The following is a 15,441-nucleotide window of genomic DNA, read 5'->3' on the forward strand; positions in this document are numbered from 1 at the left end:
TTATATTATTAGTTCTATATTATAATAAGCTCGTAATCTTCACTACCAATTCCCAACTTTACTCCATGTTCTAGTCCTGCTTTCCAATTGGTATTACTATGAATATATGTAAACTTATCATGTCCTTGATGATAACATTTATCTTCTAATATTGTATTTTTCATCATAGGTGCTTTATTTACTAAATCTGCACAAGCCATATCAAGTGCAATTGGATCGAAGGATGCTGCTATACCTATGTCTGGAACTATAGGTGCATCGTTGCTATCCCAACAATCACAATTTGGTGACACATTCATAATAAAACTTATATGGAAATGAGGTTTGCCTTTTATAACTGCATATGTATACTCGGCAATTTTTTCATTTGCAATATCTGCTGATTCATTCCAAATAACTTGAGCAGAGTTAAACTGGCATACTGCTACACACTGTCCACAGCCTATGCATTTTGCATAATTTATTTCTGCCTTTTTATCATCATCATAAGATATAGCATCCTGTGAACAGTTCCTTATACAAAAGCCACAGCTTACACAATTCTTCTTAACTATTTTGGGTTGAGATGCTGAGTGCATTTCTAATTTTCCTCCTCTAGAACCTGAACCCATTCCTAAATTCTTGATTGCACCTCCAAAACCAGTCATATCATGCCCCTTAAAGTGATTCATAGAAATAACAATATCTGCATCTGCGATAGCAGTTCCAATTTTTGCAGTTTTGCAATGTATTCCATTTTCTATTTCTATTTCACTATAATCTGTTCCTTTGAGACCATCCGCAATTAAAATTTGACATCCTAAAGTTAAAGGATTAAATCCATTTTCCATTGCAGCTTCTAAATGATCTAATGCATTGTCTCTTCTTCCTTTATAAAGAGTATTAGCATCTGTTAAAAATGGCTTACCTCCTAATTCCTTAATTATATCTACTAATCTTCTAGCATAATTAGGCCTAATGTAAGCTAAATTACCTGGCTCTCCAAAGTGAATTTTAATGGCTGTAAACTTATTCTCAAAATCTATATTTTCAATTCCAGCTTTTTTTACTAACCTCTCTAGTTTGTCAAGCAAATTAAGTCCAGGTCTTGTTCTCAAATCTGTAAAATATACCTTTGAATTTCCCATATAAATCACCTCTCTTTATTTTTATGAATATTTTATCATATAGAAGACTACATATCAAAAACCAAAAGTTATATATTGTAATATACATGATATTAAAATTACCCTAAATTTATAACAATATTTCATAGAATCAATAAAAAAGTATTTTATTAAAATGTTTAATTTAATAAATAGAGAGCTCAGCACACAGTGAAGCCCCTCCGAAAAAAGTCGCTTTTTCACTACATACTTAGCTCTTTTATAGTTTACAAATGAATTTTCAAAATTATATCATGCCAAATTATTTCCATATTTATAAGTTTCTCAAAATAATTTGATATCTAAAAATGGGAACTAAGTACATAATGACGTCACTTCACAAAAGGCGTTCCTTCCATTATATACTTAGTTCCTTTATGTCTTACGATTATATAATTCTAAAAATTTAAAAGACTAAATATTTAAATAAAGTTTCTTGCAATTTCTATTTTATCTAACAATGCTTCCTGTTGGTAACTCTTCTGGAACACTTACTGTAAATAACTTGCTGTCATCATCAGTAGCTGCAGCTAATATCATGCCTTGAGAAATTTCTCCTCTTAATTTTGCAGGTTTTAAGTTAGCAACTAGTACTACATACTTTCCTACAAGGTCCTCAGGTTTATAATACTGGGCTATACCTGATATTACCTGTCTTTCTTCTCCAGCTAAGTCTACCTTAAGCTTTAATAATTTTTTAGCTCCTTTAACTGGTTCACAAGATAAAACCTTAACTACTCTTAGATCTACTTTTTCGAAGTCTTCTATAGTTATCTCTTCCTTTAATGGTTGCATTTTAGGAGCATTTTCTTTCATTTGTTCTTCTCTTAATTTATTTAATTCTTCAATTTTAGCTTCAATATCTATTCTTGGGAATATTGCATCTCCTTTTGCTACTTTAGTTCCTGCACTTGTTCCATCAAAGGAGGCTATACTTTCCCAAGTAGTAGCTTCTACATTTAATTGTTCATTAATCTTACCACTTGTTTCTGGTAAGAATGCTGAAAGTAATACAGATACTATTCTTAAACTTTCCGCCAAATTGTAAAGTACTGTTCCTAATCTTTCCTTTTTATCTTCATCTTTAGCTAATATCCAAGGAGTAGTTTCATCTATATATTTGTTAGCTCTTCCAATTAAAGTCCATATTTCGTCTAGAGCTTCAGGAATTCTTAACTTATCAATATGTTCCTCTATTTTTTGTGAAGTGCTAATTGCTAAGTTAATTAAACTGTCATCAATGTCTTCTTTACATGTTGGAGCTGGAATTATTCCATCAAAGTATTTTTGTATCATAGCTGTAGTTCTTGATAGAAGATTTCCTAAATCATTAGCTAAATCTGAATTAATCTTCTGTATGAATAATTCATTATTAAATATTCCATCAGATCCAAAAGGTATCTCTCTTAATAGATAGTATCTCACTGCATCTGCTCCAAAATGGTCAACAAGTACTACTGGGTCTACTACATTACCTTTAGATTTTGACATCTTTCCTCCATCTACTAGTAACCAGCCATGACCAAATACCTGCTTAGGTAGTGGAACTCCTAAAGCCATTAACATAATTGGCCAATAAATAGTGTGGAATCTTAAAATATCTTTTCCAACAAGATGTACATCTGCTGGCCAATATTTCTTTAATAATTCTTCATTCCCACTATTATATCCTAATGCAGTTATATAGTTTGCTAAGGCATCTATCCAAACATATATAACATGCTTTTCATCGAAACTTACAGGTATGCCCCAGTTGAATGAAGTTCTTGATATACATAAATCTTGTAATCCCGGTTTTAAAAAGTTATTGATCATTTCATTTTTTCTTGATTCTGGTTGTATGAAGTGAGGATGTGCTTCTATATGTTCTAAAAGTCTATCTGCATATTTTGACATTTTAAAGAAATATGCTTCTTCCTTTGCTTTTTCTATAGCTCTACCACAATCAGGGCATTTTCCATCTGTTAACTGAGTTTCTGTCCAGAATGATTCACAAGGTGTACAATACCATCCTTCATACTCGCTTTTATATATATCACCTTGATCATAAAGTTGCTTAAATATCTTTTGAACAGCACTTATATGATAGTCATCTGTAGTTCTTATAAATCTATCGTAACTTACATTCATTAACTTCCATAAATCCTTAATACTTGCTACAATTTCATCTACATATACCTTTGGTGTAACTCCTTTAGCTTCAGCTAATCTTTGAATCTTTTGTCCGTGTTCATCTGTTCCTGTTAAGAACATTACATCATAACCTGTAAGTCTCTTAAATCTTGCTAATGCATCTGCTGCTATTGTAGTATACGTATTTCCTATATGCAATTTAGCTGATGGATAGTATATTGGGGTAGTAATATAATAAGTTTTCTTTTCCATTTTAAATCCTCCTTTTAAGTTGATTTGTGATTTAAACTTTTAATTTATTAAATAAAAAAACCTCTATACAGTTTTTTCTGTATAGAGGCGCAATTTTACGCGTTACCACTCTAATTTATTCTATCTTCACAGATAGAATCTTCATAAGTGACTAAATAATCACCTTGCAATATAACGGTTGCTACCGTATCACCCTACTATAATCTTCAGATAACATGCTCTAGGACCATGTTCATAAACTTCCATACTGCCAGCTTTCACCTTACCCAGCTCTCTTTAAGCATTTTCATTTACTACTCTTCCTATCATTGCATTTAGTATAATTATAATATATAAACAATTGTTGTCAACTATTTTATTTATTATTTCACTAATTCCATTTATATATTCAACAAGCTTTTCTCTATTATCTTCTATTTACATTAAATCTACATATGCTACACTCATCACATAATTCTTTCTATTTCAACAGCCTTGTCACTTCACGCAAGAATAATGTATTATTATATTTGTACTTAATTATTTATTTTATCATTAATATAATTAATATAACTAATATAATTAATATAATAGACAACTTCATGTTTAAGGGGGGATATTTATAATAAATAGAAAAATACTAAAAGAAGTTTTACATTTAGCCTTGCCTGCAGTAGGAGAAATGGTCCTTTACATGATGATCTGGGTTCTAGATACTATGATGGTTGGAAAATATGGTGGACAAGTCGCTGTAAGTACTGTAGGACTTAGTTCTGAAATATTGTACTCCTTAGTAAATATATTTATTGCAGTAGGTGTATCTGTAGGAACAGTATCATTAATATCAAGAAAATTAGGAGCTAATGAGGAAAACTTAGCTGAAGAGTATGCTACTTTAGGACTGTTGATAGGCTCAATATTGGCACTAATTATATCTAGTACTACCTTTATATTTGCTCCTAGTATTTTAACCTATGCTGGAGCTAAAAATGATGTATTAAAATATGGAATTATATACATGAGAATAACCTCTTTAGGAATATTCTTTAATATGGTAATGAATGTATTGAACTCTATACTACGTGGCGGAAAAAACACAAAAACTCCTCTAATAGCTTCTGCACTAATAAATGTTGTAAACTTATTTCTAGATTGGGTTTTAATCTTTGGAAAACTAGGATTCCCAGAGCTAGGTATTAGAGGGGCTGCCATAGCTACTGCCATAGCTCATGTTTCAGGCTTTATTTTTATAAGTACTTATATTTTAAAACATTCTTCGATTAAGCCAAGATTGAAATATATAAAAAATCTTTCCTTTTCCAGATGCAAAGATCTCATAAAATTGTCTATACCATCTTCTCTTCAGGAAGGTGCTTTTAGTGTGATAAGGCTTATTGGTACAATTATGGTAATGAATTTAGGAGAATTGGCCTTTGCCGCTAATCAGATCACTACTACTATAGAGTCAATTTCTTTCATGCCTGGTAATGGATTTGCCGTAGCTACTACAACTTTAGTAGGACATAAGATTGGTGAAAGGAACTTTAAAGAAGCAAAAGAATATACAAAAACTAGTACAATTATGGGAACTCTGCTTATGTCGTTATGTGGAGTAATGTTTCTACTATTTCCAAGATTTCTTATATCTCTTTTCATAAGTAAAAACGAAGTAGATGTAATTAGTTTAGGGGCAACCTGTCTTATGATAGCTTCCATCGAACAACCCTTTATGGGAGTTCATATGATTTTAAGTGGGGCTTTAAACGGAGCTGGGGATACAAAAACACCTTTTATAGTATCCTTTATATCTAATTGGTTTATTAGACTTCCATTGATGATTTACTTCATATATATATTAAAATTATCAGTGGCCTGGGTGTGGTTGATTACAGGTATACAGTGGATATTTCAAGGAACGGTTATGTATATAGTTTATAGAAAGAAGTTTCATACTTTAATTAACGACTGTAAAAACTCATAAGTTTTATTCCTCATGATTAAATAATAAAATATTAAAAATAATGAAAAAATTTATTTAAAAATTAAAAGCAATATATTGACATATGAATTTAACTTTGATAGTATGTAGGGAGAACTGAATATTACTCGTTGTATTAACTCTCGCCGGAGAATTAATACTATGAATACGAGATTCGTTTGCATAAGTAGGCTTGAATGTGCACCAAGCCTGCTTTTTTATTTTTATTTTTATTTAAGGAGGAGAATTTATGGACAACGTATGTGAAGTTACTAATAACAAAAAGAGTCTTTTACGTTTATTTTTATCCTATGCTATTCCAGGCATTGCTGGTCTTCTTTTCAACTCTATGTACATTTTAGTTGACGGACTATTTGTAGCGAGAATTTTAGGAAGAGAGGCCTTAGCAGCTGTAACCGTAGGAGTACCTGTAGTAGAGGTATTACTTGCTTTAAGTATGCTTATATCTGTTGGTGCTGGAGTGCTTATCTCTAATAGTAATGGTGCTGGAGATACTAAAGAAGGACGAAGAATCTTTAATCTATCCTTTAGATTGTTGATGGCAACTTCTATAATAATTGCAGGATTATCATTAATATTTATATATCCTTTATCAAGTTTTTTAGGGGCTACTCCTGATATTATTGACTTGGTAGTAGAGTATTTAAGGTATTTCTTTGCATTTTCCCCTGCTTTTATGCTTAGTTATGGTATGTGCACATGGCTTAGAAATGATTCAAAACCATCACTTGTAATGATTGCACAGATTGTAGGTGCTTTATCCAACATCATTTTAGATTGGTACTTTATGGTTCCACTTGAAATGGGACTTGCTGGTGCTGCTTTAGCAACTGGCCTTGGACCCGTATTCAGTATACTTATAATGTTACCACACTTTTTAAGAAAAAAAGGAAACTTATATTTCCAGAAGGTAAAATTAGATATTGCGACTATACTTTTAACTATAAAAAGAGGTATACCTTCTTTTATGATGGAATTTGCTTTAGGTATAACTACACTTATTTGTAATATTGCCATAGGTATACACATGGGATCATTAGGTTTCGCAGCTTATGGTATTGTAGGATATATAGCTTTAATAGCAACATCCATATTCTTAGGTATGGCAGAAGGATCTCAGCCATTGATAAGCTTCTTCCATGGTGCCGAGGAAGATTCAAAAATTAAAGACATTATAAATATAAGTTTAATAATTTCTACAGTTATTGGAACTGTCACCTATTTTCTTTTATATAATTTTGGAAAATACCCAGTATCCGTATTCGCAGGTAAAGATATTGATCTTATCAATACTTCTGTGAATGCAGTTATTTATTATTTCCCAGCCCTATTTATCTCTGGTATCAACATTGTTATAGCTTCTGGTTTACAGTCAATAGGGCATTGGAGAGAGTCTGTAGTAATTTCTCTATGCAGAAGCTTAATTTTACTACTACCATTATTATTTGTTCTACCTACGTTTTTAGGTAATAACGGTGTATGGGTATCAGTTCCTATAGCGGAAGTACTCACCGCATTTATAGCGTACTTCTTTTTGAAAAAATTTATTTTAAATGCTAAAGCATAAATTGTTTAATTACATTGTAAAATCGTAATCACAAATAAAAAAGCTTTTGGAAATTTCCAAAAGCTTTTTTTATTTATAGTCTTCTAATTTATAATTTCTATCATACCGTTTCCTTTTTTTCAAAGTTATAGTGTTAGTTAAATGCTAGCATAAATTTAAGCTTTATAACATAAATTATATTTCTTTTAATAAAAGAATAGAGTTACTACTATTACTGATACTATTATGGCCGTTAAATCAGCAAGTATGGCTGCCCACAAAGTGTGTCTTATTTTTTTTATACCTACTGCACCAAAATAAACTGTAATTGTATAGAAAATAGTTTCAGTAGATCCCATTATTATAGAAGCTATTCTTCCGATATAACTATCTGCTCCATAATTGGTTATAACATCTGTAAATACTCCTAAAGCTCCACTTCCGGATAGAGGTTTTATTAGCACTAATGGAACTACTTCTCCTGGCAAACCAATAAATTTTACTATAGGATTCATAATTCCAATTATATAGTCAAGAACCTTAGATTCTCTTAGAACTGTTACAGCTAGTATCATTGCTAAAAGGTAAGGAAATATTCTAACACAAATACTCATACCTTCTTTAGCTCCTTCAATGAAGCACTCGTATACTTTAACTCCCTTTATCATTCCATAAGTAGTAATTAACACAATAATAATAGGTATAATTAAATTTGTTATGTTCATAGCCCCCTCCATTAAAAATGCTTTTCTAGTACTTTACAACATATTCCCCCTACTATTGCAGCACAAGTAGTAGTAATTATAGCTGGAACTATTATTTCTCCCGGATTTTTAGATCCAGCAGCAGCTCTTATAGATATTACTGTGGTAGGGATAAACTGAATACATGCCGCATTTAATACTAGAAATAGCGCCATATCGTCACTAGCTGTGTCTTTTTTTCTATTAATCCTTTGCAAACTTTCCATTGCCTTTATTCCAAAAGGAGTAGCTGCATTGGATAGTCCCATCATATTTGCCGTAATATTCATAACCATAGAACCTAGAGCACTATCATCATCTCCTCCTTCTTTCATCAACAATTTTAGTATAGGCTTCAAAAGCTTAGCTAACTTATCCGTTAGTCCACTTTTCTGAGCTATTTTCATTACCCCACACCACAAACACATCATACCTAGTAGCTTTATAATAAGCTCAACAGTTGAGTTTGTAGAAGATACTATAGCTTGAGATATTATCTCCCCCCTCCCCGTAAGTATTCCCACCACAATTCCAGAACTTAAAATTAAAAACCAGATATAATTTATCATACTTTCCTCCTAAATATTTATTGATACAAATGCCTACTTAATGTATATGTAAATTAAAACCTTTGTATTGCAATTAATTTTTAATAGTGTTACCATGTATAATGTGATATTTAGTTGAATTGGAGGTCACTTATGACTATTAAAGATATAATGGAATTTATTGAAAGTGAATATAAAATAATAAACAATACTCCTTGCGAAGTATGTGGTGGGGAATACTTTGCTGATGACCTAAATGTAGACTTAATAGATGATATTCCTCATGATATTTGCATATGTGTATGTTCTGATTGTGGACATGAAAAAATATTTGAATTTTACGCTCCATTTATAGATGAGATTCATAAAAGAAAGAGAAAAAAAGGAACTTTAAATTAAAAAGGATTTTAGCTTTGCTAAAATCCTTCTTAATTTTGTTCTTTATTTTTAATTTTGATTCAAAAATTTTTAAGCAATTTATTTTTTATATACTGGAAACTCAAAATTTAATGTAGGGTTCTCACATTGATCCATTAGCTCTTTAATTTTAATTACTTGCTTATATGCCCATCCAATATCTGTAGCATATTGATAGCTTCCTGGTGTTGAAGGGTTCCATCTCATTTTATATAATGTATCTCTTTTTACTGTAGGATTATTTACATACTTTTCAGCAATATATTTTGCTCCCCCAATTATAGCTTCTTCTACAGTAAACCATTTTTGTTCGTATGCATATTCTGATCCATGTTTATTAGGATCATCATCAAAAGCTTTTATTCCATAAGTATTATATACCTTTTTCTTTCCTTCTTTTCCATCTACCTCTATTCCTGTAGCAAGTTTTGATGTTCCACTAGCAGTTTCTAAAAGTGCATGAGATACTAAATAAGCAGGATTTATATTATTTTCTTTTGCTGCTTGCAAAAAAGCTTTTCCCTTACCCTCTAACACTCCTTTGCCTTTAAGTATTCCATTTAAATCTTCCTCAGTAATACTATCATCTATATAGTTCAATTTTAAGAACATATATTTACCATACTCGTCTGTAAAATTTAATGGATTCATATAGTATTTTATCTGATTAGCACTAGCCCCCATCCAAGAAGTCGGCCCCTCATCTGTTACTGATACTTTAGTATTATTTTGCTTGTCCAAAGCTTCGTTAAAAGTAAAATTTAAATCTAAATCAGTAAATATAGATTTATCTACAGAATTTACACATCTTAAATAATCTATATAGTAGTTATCATAATCTGTATTTTCATCCACATGAGCACCTTGTTTATTGGCTCTTTTAACATAAATTAATATTTTGTATTTCTCTCCATTTTCCCCTGCTTCAAATAATTTATCTGTAGTTATCTTTCCATCTTGTGCACTTACATATCCATTAGTAATTTCTTCATAAGGCTCATATTTGTCAAATTTATAAACATATTTACTTGCAAATATTTTATATTGTACTTCCTCTGAAGAAGATGATTTTAGATGAAAAGTTTGTTTTTGATTAGGTAATATAGGTTCATATTCCATTTTAGCTTGTACAATATTAGGAATTCCCTCATAAGTTGAAGCATCTGAGAATTTTCCTGTAGTTACAAACTTCATTCTTTTTGGTAATGAAAAAGTTTTTCCTCCTAAAGATTTTATTCCCGTTCCAAAATTCACATAATATGTACTCCCTGGCAAATATCCTTCTACTTTAGGCGTTACTATTACAGTATTATCTGTAGATCCCATAGATACGGATGCCTTAACTTTATTACCTTTTGCATCGGTAACAGTAATATTTTCGTCATTTATAGTATCTTTATTTAAATTTGAATTAAATGTAATCGTCCACTTTTTGTCTGTAGCCACATTACTTTTGCTGCTTATTTCTGTAAAATTTCCAGCAGCTGACACACTTCCTGCTGCAACGGTCATTGTTATAAAAAAAGTTAATGCAGTCTTTTTCAAAAATTTCATAAAATACCCCCTACCGTAATTATTGTTATATATAATTATTATATATAATATTTAACATTTTTGCTATGGAAAATAAATGAATAGTTTATTTTATCAATTATATTTTAAATTATATTATAAATTTATATAATGTTATTAAGGAATATTATATTTAATGCTTATAATTTCTACATATTTTTATAGCATTTATTATATTTTAAATAAAAATGATGAGGTATAGGGAAATGAGAAAAAAAATATTAATTATTGAAGATGAAAGAAAACTATCTGAAGTTATGGCTTTATATTTAAAAAATGAAGGATATGAAGTGTTTACAGCTAATGATGGTGATGAAGGTGAATCCTGCATAGAAAATGCTATTTTTGATTTAATAATATTAGATGTGATGATGCCTAAAAAAGATGGCTGGTCTCTTCTAAAAAAGATAAAATCCATATCTAACACTCCTGTAATACTTACCACTGCTAGAGGTGAAGAAGAAGATAGGATTTTCGGACTAGAATTAGGAGCAGATGATTATATGGTTAAGCCTTTAAGCATGAGAGAATTAGTGCTTAGAGTAAAGTTAAGAATAAACAATTCTTCTAGCAAAGATAATAGTTTAAATTTTGAGAACATGACTATTAATGAAGACAAAAGAGAAATTGTAGAGAATGGAATTCAAATAAATTTAACTCCAAAAGAGTTTGACTTATTGATATTTTTGTGCCATAATCCCTCTCAAGTTTTTAAAAGAGATCAACTTTTAGATAATGTTTGGGGTTATGATTACGCTGGGGATACTAGAACTGTAGATACCCATGTGAAAAATTTAAGAGAAAAAATTAAATTTTGTAATAACCATATAAAAACTGTATGGGGAGTTGGTTACAAATTAGAACTATGATAACCTTCGGAGGATTGGATTTATGGAAAAAATAACAAAAAAATTAATAAAGGGTTTTTTATTGATAACAGCGCTAGTAGCTATTTTATCGTTTTTAACCAGCTCAATTTTTTTGTCGAAATTTCATGTTGAAAATCAATATGATCAACTGAAATCTAAGATAGGAAATGTTTGTAATGCTATAATGGAAGGTACTCCCTATCAAAATATTGATGCTACTGGAATAATCATAACTAAAGATTCTGTTCATAGCATAGGGAAAAATAGGATGGCTGTAATGGGTTTTTTGCACAGTAAAGATATTAACTCCATAGGAGAAAAAGGTACATTCAAGCACCATATGGGCGAAGAATATCTTTATTATAGAATGGATACAGGTATAGGTACAATAGTACTATTTGAAAATATGAAAGCTACCACAGATTATATAAGGGTAATTAATATTGTATTATCCCTAGTATTTTTAATGGCATTAATAGTGTGTATACCTTTTATACTAATTTGGGGTAAAAAATTCACTGCTCCTATATTAAAATTACAAAAATCATCTTATGATATTTCTAATGGAAATTTTAAAACTGATATAGTAGTGGAAACAGGGGATGAAATCGAAGAACTATCCTTGTGTTTGAAAAATATGGCTATAAAATTAGAAGAAAAATATTCTATGCAGAGAGATTTCATAGCAAATGTATCCCATGACTTTAAAACTCCCTTAAGTATAATAAGAAACTATAGCGAAGCAATAAACGATGGATTGGTGGATCTAGAATCAGCTCAAAAATATTCTAAAGATATCATAGATGAAGTAGATAAATTAAACAACTTAGTTATGGATATTTTACAGCTATCTAAACTTCAAGAAGGAAAGGTTAAATTAAACAAGTCAGAATTTAATATTTATGAATTCTCAAACTCTTTAATAAACAAGTTCAAATATAAAGCACAGGAAAAAAACATATTTATAGATTTAGTTTTTGATATATCAAAAGATATAGTCATTTGTGGAGATAAAATTGCTTTAGAAAGGGTTTTATATAACTTTATGGATAATGCTATTAAATTTAGCCCAGACTTATCTAAAATAGAGTTGTATGTAAAATATACTAATAATGGTATAATGGTATCCGTCAAAGATTCAGGTCTAGGAATAGAAGAAGACATGATACATGAGATATGGAATAGATACCATAAGCACTCTCAAAGTGGCGGAATGGGATTAGGTCTTCCTATTTGCAGTGAAATTTTAAAGCTCCATAATTTTGATTATGGTGTAAATAGTAAACTAGGCTCAGGATCTGAATTTTATTTTATAATATCTAAGGACTATTATTCAAAGTGAGGTTTAGAAAACTTATGAATGAAGGAATAAGAATAAATAAATTTATTAGCGAAAAGGGAATCTGCTCAAGACGAGAAGCTGATAAATTAATAGAACTTGGTAAAGTAACTATAAATGGTAAACTAGCTATAACTGGTTCAAAGGTTTATGCTGGAGATGACGTAAAGCTAAATGGAAAAACTATAGGACAAAAACCTAAATCGGTTTACTTAGCTCTCAATAAACCAGTAGGTATCGTGTGTACTACAGATAAGAAAGAAAAAAATAATATAGTAAATTTTATTAATTATCCTGAGAGAATATTTCACATCGGAAGATTAGATAAAGATTCTGAAGGACTAATTTTTCTTACAAATGATGGAGATATAGTAAACAAAATATTAAGGGCAGGAAATAATCATGAAAAAGAATATATAGTTACCGTAGATAGGCCTATAACGGGAGATTTTATTAAAAAAATGTCCTCAGGAGTAGAAATTCTTAATACAGTGACAAAGCCTTGTAAAATCTACAAAGAAGGTAGAAACGTATTTAGAATAATACTAACTCAAGGTTTAAATAGACAAATAAGAAGAATGTGTGAAGCTCTAGGTTATAATGTTATAAAACTAAAAAGAATAAGAATTATGAATGTAACATTATCAGGACTTCCTATTGGTAAATGGAGATATTTAACTGAAAATGAATTACATACAATATTAAAATTAGTAGAGGATTCCTCTAAAACTGAAGAAGCTTCTATTATTAAATAAAAAAGGGGTCTTTTAATTAAGACACCCTTTTTAACTTTATATTCTTTTTAATTTATTTATGAGCAATTACCTCAATTTCTACTAAAGCTTCCTTTGGAAGTTTAGCTACTTGTACACAAGAACGTGATGGGTAAGTTTCTTCGAAATATTGAGCATAAACTTCATTCACCTTTGGGAAATCGTTCATATCTGCAATAAATACTGTACTTTTTATTACATTATTGAAGCTTAACCCTTGAGATTCTAATATGCTTTTTATGTTTTTCATTGATTGATGAGTTTGGGCTACTACCGGGTCATCTCCTGTTACTATTTCTCCTGTCGCTGGATCTACAGGTATTTGACCTGATAAAAACACCAAATTTCCAAATTCTATCCCCTGTGAATATGGTCCTATTGCCTTAGGTGCTAGCTCTGTTGAAATTACCTTTTTCATTTATAATTCCTCCTTTAGTTAATGTTTTTTAGTCATTGAACTTTTATTTATTTCACTAATACTAATATATTATATATCAGTTATATAATCAATTAATTAAAAAAATTAGGTAAAATTAGATATATGGCTTTAGCCAATACCTCCATAGAATATGCCAAAAATATAAACTATAATCGTAAGTCCACAAAATACATATTTTGTCATTGGCTCAAACCAAGATCCTATTTCCTTAGTACGACCCAATTGTGCTTGTTCTCTTGCAAATTTTGATCCACAAACCCAGAAGAACATAACTCCTGCAAGAAGTGCCCCTAGTGGAATAACATAAATGGATACTATATCCATCCAAATACCAAGTTTATCTGCATCTTCAAGTATTATTCCTGTAACTGCCCCAAGTAATGCAATGATGGCAACTGAAACTTTCCTAGAAAGTTTAAATCTCTCTTGTAATGCCTCTATCGGAGTTTCAAATAAGTTCACCAGAGATGTAATTCCTGCAAATAAAACAGCTATGAAGAAAATAATTGCAAATAATTGTCCCATTGGCATCTGCTTAAATATACTTGGCATTGTAATAAACATAAGTGGTGGTCCTGCCGCTGGGTCCATTCCAAAGGCAAATACAGATGGTATGATTACAAGTGCTGATAACATTGCTGCACAAGTGTCGAAGATGGCTACATACTTTGCACTGCTAACAATATCTTCGCTTTTTTTCAAATAGCTTCCATATACTACAGTTCCTGAACCAGCTAATGAAAGAGAGAAAAACGCCTGTCCTAGAGCATATACCCAAGTTCTAGGATTACCAAGAAACTCCCATTTAGGAGTGAATAAATATTTATATCCTTCCATAGCTCCTGGTAATGTTGCCACACGTATTGCAAGAATTAAAAATAATACATAGAAAGTAGGCATCATCACCTTATTAAGCTTTTCTATTCCCTGAGAAACACCAGCAAGCATAACAATAAATGTTAACGCTAATGCCAGCATGTGCCAACTAATGCTTCCTAGTCTTCCAGCTATCTCACCAAAATATGCTCCACTATCTGGAGCTTTTATCATAGAACCAGTAATAGCTCCTACCATAAACCTAAGTATCCAACCTACAACTACCGAATACCCTATGGCAATCCCTATGGAACCTACTACTGGAATAAGTCCAATAAGATCTCCATGTCTCTTTCCTCTTCTCTCTAATGCCTTTTTGAAGGCTCCGACTGGTCCTGTTCTCATTGCACGGCCAAAAGACATCTCTCCAATAACCCCTGTAAATCCAATAACTATAACAAATATAAAATATGGCACTAAAAATGCAGCTCCTCCAAACTGCCCTACACGATAAGGAAAAAGCCAAATATTACCCATACCTACTGCAGAACCAATACAGGCCAAAATAAACCCAACTTTTGAATCAAAGGTATCACGATTAACTTCATTATTCAACGAATTGTAATCGTCTTCTTTTTTATTATTCCCCATAACTTCACCTCTTACATTTATATAGCCATAAATACCCAATAGAAAATTTATTAATATTCTATTGAACATTGACTCTTTTTTATAATATTATTTTATTCAAGTCATATCAAGTAAGTTTTTTACTAATCTTTTATAATGGCTAGATTTTCTGTAGAAATTACCTTTGTCATAAATAAAATTGTAGTATTGCTGATTTAAAAGAACAAAAGAGCGAAAGAAT

The 15,441-nt window shown here is 30.7% G+C and carries 13 protein-coding genes and 1 other annotated feature; of the genes, 6 read left to right on the forward strand and 7 right to left on the reverse strand.

Annotation, left to right across the window (positions count from 1 at the left end):
* Positions 1-14: 14 nt before the first annotated feature.
* Complete coding sequence (locus tag KQI86_RS17980; RefSeq protein ID WP_216440791.1) at positions 15-1,127, reverse strand: DUF362 domain-containing protein; 1,113 nt, start codon at positions 1,125-1,127, stop codon at positions 15-17.
* Between the two features lie 468 nt (positions 1,128-1,595).
* Entirely contained in the window at positions 1,596-3,530 is a 1,935-nt protein-coding gene (gene metG / locus KQI86_RS17985) for a methionine--tRNA ligase (RefSeq protein ID WP_216440792.1), read from the reverse strand.
* Between the two features lie 80 nt (positions 3,531-3,610).
* Positions 3,611-3,848 (reverse strand) — a binding site (T-box leader).
* Between the two features lie 283 nt (positions 3,849-4,131).
* Between metG and KQI86_RS17990 the strand changes: the two genes are divergently transcribed.
* Positions 4,132-5,490 carry an MATE family efflux transporter gene (locus KQI86_RS17990; RefSeq protein ID WP_216440856.1) on the forward strand — a complete coding sequence of 453 codons (1,359 nt, stop codon included), beginning with the start codon at positions 4,132-4,134 and terminating at the stop codon, positions 5,488-5,490.
* 247 nt (positions 5,491-5,737) lie between these two features.
* Entirely contained in the window at positions 5,738-7,075 is a 1,338-nt protein-coding gene (locus tag KQI86_RS17995) for an MATE family efflux transporter (RefSeq protein ID WP_216440793.1), read from the forward strand.
* Positions 7,076-7,260: 185 nt separating this feature from the next.
* On the opposite strand, the gene KQI86_RS18000 is transcribed toward KQI86_RS17995, so the two are convergent.
* Together KQI86_RS18000 and KQI86_RS18005 are read right to left on the reverse strand one after the other, a co-directional pair.
* A complete protein-coding gene (locus tag KQI86_RS18000; RefSeq protein ID WP_216440794.1) occupies positions 7,261-7,779 on the reverse strand; it encodes a spore maturation protein in 519 nt (172 codons plus the stop codon).
* An 11-nt stretch (positions 7,780-7,790) separates the two neighbouring features.
* Positions 7,791-8,366, reverse strand: coding sequence for a nucleoside recognition domain-containing protein (locus KQI86_RS18005; protein ID WP_216440795.1), 576 nt, complete (start codon positions 8,364-8,366; stop codon positions 7,791-7,793).
* Between the two features lie 132 nt (positions 8,367-8,498).
* On the opposite strand from KQI86_RS18005, the gene KQI86_RS18010 reads away from it, so the two are divergent.
* On the forward strand, positions 8,499-8,744 hold the full coding sequence (locus KQI86_RS18010; protein ID WP_216440796.1) for a metal-binding protein: 246 nt from the start codon (positions 8,499-8,501) through the stop codon (positions 8,742-8,744).
* Positions 8,745-8,822: 78 nt separating this feature from the next.
* On the opposite strand, the gene KQI86_RS18015 is transcribed toward KQI86_RS18010, so the two are convergent.
* Positions 8,823-10,316: an N-acetylglucosaminidase gene (locus tag KQI86_RS18015; protein ID WP_216440797.1), complete on the reverse strand. Its 1,494-nt coding sequence runs from the start codon at positions 10,314-10,316 to the stop codon at positions 8,823-8,825.
* Positions 10,317-10,540: 224 nt separating this feature from the next.
* Here KQI86_RS18015 and KQI86_RS18020 point away from each other — a divergent pair, with 224 nt between their 5' ends.
* Genes KQI86_RS18020 through rluF form a run of 3 tightly spaced genes read left to right on the forward strand, consistent with a single transcriptional unit; the run spans position 10,541 to position 13,297 of the window.
* Positions 10,541-11,203, forward strand: a complete 663-nt coding sequence (locus KQI86_RS18020) for a response regulator transcription factor (RefSeq protein WP_216440798.1) — start codon at positions 10,541-10,543, stop codon at positions 11,201-11,203.
* 22 nt (positions 11,204-11,225) lie between these two features.
* Positions 11,226-12,545, forward strand: coding sequence for a sensor histidine kinase (locus KQI86_RS18025; protein ID WP_216440799.1), 1,320 nt, complete (start codon positions 11,226-11,228; stop codon positions 12,543-12,545).
* 14 nt (positions 12,546-12,559) lie between these two features.
* Positions 12,560-13,297 carry a 23S rRNA pseudouridine(2604) synthase RluF gene (gene rluF, locus KQI86_RS18030; protein WP_216440800.1) on the forward strand — a complete coding sequence of 246 codons (738 nt, stop codon included), beginning with the start codon at positions 12,560-12,562 and terminating at the stop codon, positions 13,295-13,297.
* A 52-nt stretch (positions 13,298-13,349) separates the two neighbouring features.
* Here rluF and KQI86_RS18035 read toward each other — a convergent pair whose 3' ends face one another.
* Positions 13,350-13,733, reverse strand: coding sequence for a RidA family protein (locus KQI86_RS18035; RefSeq protein ID WP_216440801.1), 384 nt, complete (start codon positions 13,731-13,733; stop codon positions 13,350-13,352).
* A gap of 129 nt (positions 13,734-13,862) precedes the next feature.
* The gene (locus KQI86_RS18040) at positions 13,863-15,221 is read right to left on the reverse strand and encodes a sodium-dependent transporter (RefSeq protein WP_216440802.1); all 1,359 of its coding nucleotides are present in this window, start codon (positions 15,219-15,221) and stop codon (positions 13,863-13,865) included.
* Between the last annotated feature and the right edge of the window lie 220 nt (positions 15,222-15,441).

Source organism: Clostridium mobile (genome assembly GCF_018918285.1).
Classification (GTDB): domain Bacteria; phylum Bacillota; class Clostridia; order Clostridiales; family Clostridiaceae; genus Clostridium_AW; species Clostridium_AW mobile.